General features: G+C 63.0%; 5 protein-coding genes and 1 pseudogene. 3 read left to right on the top strand and 3 right to left on the bottom strand.

Annotated features, from left to right (window positions below; genetic code table 11):
- Positions 1-517: 517 nt before the first annotated feature.
- Genes BLP10_RS22590 through BLP10_RS22600 form a run of 3 tightly spaced genes read left to right on the top strand, consistent with a single transcriptional unit; the run spans position 518 to position 2,602 of the window.
- Positions 518-742: a hypothetical protein gene (locus BLP10_RS22590; RefSeq protein ID WP_139165592.1), complete on the top strand. Its 225-nt coding sequence runs from the start codon at positions 518-520 to the stop codon at positions 740-742.
- Positions 743-766: 24 nt separating this feature from the next.
- Complete coding sequence (locus BLP10_RS22595) at positions 767-1,759, top strand: magnesium transporter CorA family protein (protein ID WP_091139968.1); 993 nt, start codon at positions 767-769, stop codon at positions 1,757-1,759.
- Positions 1,760-1,795: 36 nt separating this feature from the next.
- The gene (locus BLP10_RS22600; protein ID WP_091139972.1) at positions 1,796-2,602 is read left to right on the top strand and encodes a DUF1194 domain-containing protein; all 807 of its coding nucleotides are present in this window, start codon (positions 1,796-1,798) and stop codon (positions 2,600-2,602) included.
- 288 nt (positions 2,603-2,890) lie between these two features.
- On the opposite strand, the gene BLP10_RS22605 is transcribed toward BLP10_RS22600, so the two are convergent.
- From BLP10_RS22605 to BLP10_RS22615, 3 genes and pseudogenes are all read right to left on the bottom strand, one after another.
- Complete coding sequence (locus tag BLP10_RS22605; protein WP_091139975.1) at positions 2,891-3,268, bottom strand: hypothetical protein; 378 nt, start codon at positions 3,266-3,268, stop codon at positions 2,891-2,893.
- Between the two features lie 244 nt (positions 3,269-3,512).
- A pseudogene (locus tag BLP10_RS22610) lies at positions 3,513-4,379 on the bottom strand (magnesium and cobalt transport protein CorA); the annotation flags it as partial.
- Between the two features lie 352 nt (positions 4,380-4,731).
- Positions 4,732-5,043, bottom strand: coding sequence for an anthrone oxygenase family protein (locus BLP10_RS22615; RefSeq protein WP_091139981.1), 312 nt, complete (start codon positions 5,041-5,043; stop codon positions 4,732-4,734).
- Between the last annotated feature and the right edge of the window lie 376 nt (positions 5,044-5,419).

Below are 5,419 nucleotides of genomic sequence, written 5' to 3' on the forward strand. Positions count from 1 at the left end.
TCTCGATTTTATCGGCAAAATCTCACATTTACCGGCAAAGGCTTGCCCTTGATTTTGTTGAGTTCCTTATCTCGCCTTTAGGGGCAAAGCGACAGCCGCGCCCGAAAACACGGCGGCAACAAGGAGGGCGAGCTGACCAGTGAGCATGGCGGATTCCCAGGCTGCTCGCATCGTAAGCCTTTGCAATCGTTCATGCATAGCCGTTACCGTACCGGGAGCGGCTGCCGGCGGGCGTCCGCTGGTTCTCCCGGAACCGATTCCGCCCGGTGTCGGTCACGGGCGAATGCTGCGGTGAAGGGGTGCATCGGGGCTTGACCGGGAACCGCAATGGGCGCATCTGGCTTGTCCATCCGCAGCCTGCTTCGGCAGACCGCAGACCCACAGGAACCCTGAACCCGATGCCGAGCGACAGTCACAGTCGATTGACCACGCCGTCACTGGCCTGCGCGGACGCCTGATCGCTTGATCGGCTCGCCCGCGACCGGCCCGCGACGGCTGGTCGGAACCGAGGTGAGCCATGACCCTCCTGAACCTGTTCTCCTCCCGTGCCCGCATGGGCAACGGGGATATCCAATCCGACGACCGCAGCATCCTGCTGATGGTGGTCCTTCTCCTTGGCCTCGTGTTTGTGCCGATCATCGGCCTACACGTCGCCGCCGTTGCCCTCGGCCCTGAAGCCGGAACATCCCCGCCAGACAACCTCGCCCATCACGCCACCCCGCCGAAGCCCACGCGCGGCTAGCCGTTCCTGCCTGAGGACTACCCGATGATGAACTTCCATGGCCTGCGCCAGGGCCGACTCGTGCGCCTGGCGCAGGACAGCACGACGCTCCCGGCCCCCGCCGACGTGCTCTGGATCGACCTGCTTGATCCCGCGCACGAGGAGGAGAAGGCAGTGGAGGCGATGCTCGGGCTTCAGGTGCCGACCCGGCAGGAGATGGCCGAGATCGAGGAGTCGGCCCGTCTGTACCAGGAGCATGATGCCTTGGTCATGACGGCCGTCATCATCAACGGCGTCGCCGAGGGCCGGCCCGCCCGCACCCAGGTCACCTTCGTCCTGACAAAGACCCATCTGGTCTCGGTGCGCTACGCCGATCCGGTGCCCTTCCGCACGTTCATGGCCAAGTGCCAGCGCCAGCCGGAAGCCCACACCACCAGCGACAGCCTCCTCGCCTCCCTGCTGGAGAGCATCGTCGAACGCGCCGCCGACGTGCTGGAGATGGTCGCCGCCGACCTGAACGAGGTCTCGACCAGGCTCTTCGTCGAGGACCGTAATCCGAAGCGCCGCAAGGTCAAGCGCGTAGAGGATGAACTCCAAGCCCTCATTCGTCGGCTTGGGCGCAAGAACATGACCGTGGCGATCCTGCGCGAGAGCCTGCTGTCGCTCTCGCGGCTCATCCCGTACGTGCGGCAGGGGGCAGAGCAGTGGCTGACCAACGGCAGCCCGGCCCGTCTGAAGCAGGTCGAGCGGGACCTGCGCTCCCTCTCGGCCTATGAGGGGCAGCTCTCGTCCGAGATCGTGTACCTGCATGAGGCGACGCTCGGGCTGATCAACCTCGACCAGAACCGCATCATCAAGGTGTTCTCGATTGCCGCCGTGCTGTTCCTGCCGCCCACCCTGGTGGGCACGATCTACGGCATGAATTTCGAGTTCATGCCGGAACTGCGCTGGGACTACGGCTATGCTGTCGCCCTGGTGCTCATGGTGATCTCGGCCGTATTGCCCTATCATTGGTTCAAGTGGAGGGGCTGGCTCTAGTCCTCGTCCCTCCGGCTGATCGCCAGGAGGGTTGCCATGCTCCACCCCGTGCGCGTGCTGTGGTTGTCCGCCTTCGTCTGGGTAGTCACCTTACTGCCAATCGTGCCGGCACAGGCGCAGACGGAGGTGGATCTCGCCCTCGTCCTTGCGGTCGACATCTCCTACTCGATGGACATGGACGAGCAGGAGTTGCAGCGGGAGGGCTTTGCCGAGGCGTTCCGCTCGCCGCTCGTCCATGACGCGATCCGCAACGGCATGCTGGGCCGAATCGGCGTTACCTACATGGAATGGGCAGGCTTGGAGGACCAAAAGGTGATCATCCCCTGGACGGTCCTCGACAACTCCGAGAGCCTGATGGCCTTTGCCGACCGGATCACCTCAACCCCTTTACGGAGGGCGCAGCGCACCTCGGTCTCCGGTGCTATCGACGCGGCTGCGAAGCTATTCGAGAACAGTGGCCTGGAGGCAAATCGCAAGGTGATCGACGTGTCCGGCGACGGGGCCAACAACCAGGGCCGCCCTGTCACGCACGCCCGCGACGAGGCCGTTGCCAGGGGGATCACGATCAACGGCCTGCCGATCATGCTGAAGAAGCCGGGCTCGCTCGACGATCCGGATCTCGACATCTACTTCCGCGACTGCGTCATCGGCGGCCAAGGCGCCTTCATGGTACCAGCCCGGGAGAAGGAGCAGTTCCAGCAGGCGATCAAGACCAAGATCATCCTGGAGGTCTCAGGGCTGTTGTCCCCTCCGGCTCCGCTGGTCACGCGAGCTCAAAGCAGGGACGCCAGGGCAGACTGCATGGCGGGCGAGACCCGCTGGCGCGACCGGACGGGCAACTGAAGGCCGCATCCGGACCGCAGAACCTTGGCTATTGCGTCGTACGGAGTCTCTCTCATGGTTCGCCCTTTAGGTCGGCTGATTGGGCTGCTGCTTCTTGGTTCATCGACGGCGCTTGCGCATGACTGGTATCCTGCCTCCTGTTGCAGCGACAAGGATTGCCGTGCTTTGGCCGAGGAGAGCGGTGAAACGGTCGCCGAGACCAGGGATGGTTGGCAGCTCTGGGACGGGCGCGGCATCGCGCGGGGGATCGCCAGGCTGTCCCCGGACCAGCACTTTCACCTCTGCGAGTCACCCGCCAGGAAGATTATCTGCTTCTTCGCCCCACCAGGCGGATCCTGAGCCTGAGGTCTTGTGCATGCCGGTTCCGTGCGATTGACCAGCGCTGTGGCCATTGCATCCGCGCGTCTCAGCTCTGGATCGACCGAATTCGACGAAATGTCCTGCCTGCCAGTTCAGTGCATTGGCCCTGGCCGTCAGGCAGATGGCCTTCACCCGAAAGCGCAGGGCGATCCCCGCCAAGTGCCGTGCAGCCTCCGGTCGGCCGAAGGTGGCTAGGGTGTTGGCTAACACGATCAGGTGCTCGGCTGCATCCTCCTGCGCCGTGGCCTGCCGCCTCAGGGAGCGGCAGCGCTGCCACAGGGCCAGGCGAAGCCGTCGTGTTGCCATGTCCGCCTCCTCCACGGGCCCGTGGCCTAGAATCACCCGTCTTGCCACTTTGCGTTGCATCACGTTGTAGGACGTCCTGCCTGAACGGATGCTTAGGACGATCGGCATCGCGCACCGTTGCCCCCTTGCTGCTGCGGCAGTGGTGATCTTGGGAGCCCCGAGCGCTCATGCCATGACGGAAGTCGATCTGGACGGGGCCTCCGGCGTCGGGGGCGAAGCGGAGCTTGACTAAAACCGGCAGCGGTTAGAGCCAGTGGTTCCGCCGGAAGCGCCAGTAGAGACCGCCACATACCGACACGATGACTGCCAGCACGAGGGCATAGCCGTACTTCCATTCCAGCTCGGGCATATGCTCGAAGTTCATGCCGTAGATGCCCGCCACCGCCGTGGGCACCGCCAGGATGGCCGCCCAGGCGGCCAGCTTGCGGGTGATCTCGGTCTGCTGCGCCTGCCCGGTCATCAGGCTGGTCTCGAACGCGAAGGCGAGCACCTCGCGCAGGGACTCGATCTCCTCCTGGACCCGTCGGATGTGGTCGGAGACGTCGCGGAAGAGCGGCTGCATCGCGGCATCGATCCCGGGCAGACCCGGCTGCTCGAGACGGCGGCAGACCTCCACCAGCGGAACGGCGGCATTGCGCAGGCGCAGGAGGTCCCGGCGGAGCTGGTACAAGCGGCTGATCTGATGCCGGGGCCGGTTCGTGCCCAGGATGCTGTCCTCGATCCCCTCCACCTCCGCCTGGATCATCTCGATCACCGGCATGTAGTTGTCGACGATGAAGTCGAGGATGGCATAGAGGATGAAGTCCTCGCCCTCCGAGAATACCTTTGGAGCGGCCTCGCAGCGCTCCCGCACCGGCGTGTAGCTCGTCGAGGCGCCGTGGCGGACCGAGACCACGTAGCCGCGGCCGACGAACAGGTGCGTCTCGCCGAAGGCGATGCGCCCCTCTACCATCTGGGCCGTCCGGGCCACGACGAACAGCGCCTCGCCATACTTTTCGATCTTGGGCCGCTGGTGGGCCTTGAGAGCATCCTCGATGGCCAGATCGTGCAGGCCGAACTCCGCCTGAACCCTCCTCAGGAGATCGAGACCGGGCTCGTGCAGGCCGATCCAGTGTCACTTTGCCTTTAACTTTGAGATTCGTCGCGTTGGGTGTCGAAAAGCGACATTCTTTGCCCTTAAAGGCGAGATGCCGATCAGGTTTGTTCGCTGCTCTTTGATCCCTGCGTGTGAACGCGGTGCTGTATCTGGCGCGCGATACGACCGACGGTGGCGAGCAAACAGGCTTCCTTGTGATAGGTCCGGAGCAAAGGAACCTTGGCGAACTCTGTCAGGTCCGGTTCCATCTCCATCGCAGCTAGCCCCCCTGTAAACGCTGTCTCACTTTAAGGGGGAAAAATCTCGCTTTCATAGGCAAAATCTCACATTTGGCGGCAAAGGATTGCCATTGATTTTGTTGAGTTCCTTATCTCGCCTTTAGGGGCAAAGCGACACCAGCCGCGGCAGGATCGGTTGCCATGAGCCTGTTGTTGGTGGGCATGATGGCGAAGAACGTGACGGGCCAGTTCGCAATCATGAGCAGCGCCCCGATCACCCACCCGACGTGCTCGGCCTGCCACCACGCCGCCAGCCCGAGCAGGAAGCCAAGGACCGCGAGGGGCGCCTGCATGGCCAAGCCATGCTTGTAGGATGGCTTCCACTCGGTCAGCAGGGCGTGATCGTCCAGCCCTAGGCGGGCGGGCTGCTCGGCCACGTTGATGTAGAGGGCCGCTGTCACTTTGCCTTTAACTTTGAGATTCGTCGCGTTGGGTGCCGAAAAGCAAGATTCTTTGCCCTTAAAGACGAGATGCCGATCAGGTTTGTTCGGTGCTCTTTGATCCTGCGTGTGAAAGCGGTGCTGTATCTGGCGCGATACGATCGACGGTGGCGAGCCAACGGGCTTCCTTGTGATAGGTCCGGAGCAAGGCGATCTTGGCGAACTCTGTCAGGTCCCGTTTCATCTCCATCGCAGCCAGCCGCACACCCCTGTAAACGCTGTCTCACTTTTAGGGGGAAAAATCTCGATTTTATCGGCAAAATCTCACATTTACCGGCAAAGGCTTGCCCTTGATTTTGTTGAGTTCCTTATCTCGCCTTTAGGGGCAAAGCGACAG

This window comes from Microvirga guangxiensis (genome assembly GCF_900102135.1).
Lineage (GTDB): Bacteria > Pseudomonadota > Alphaproteobacteria > Rhizobiales > Beijerinckiaceae > Microvirga > Microvirga guangxiensis.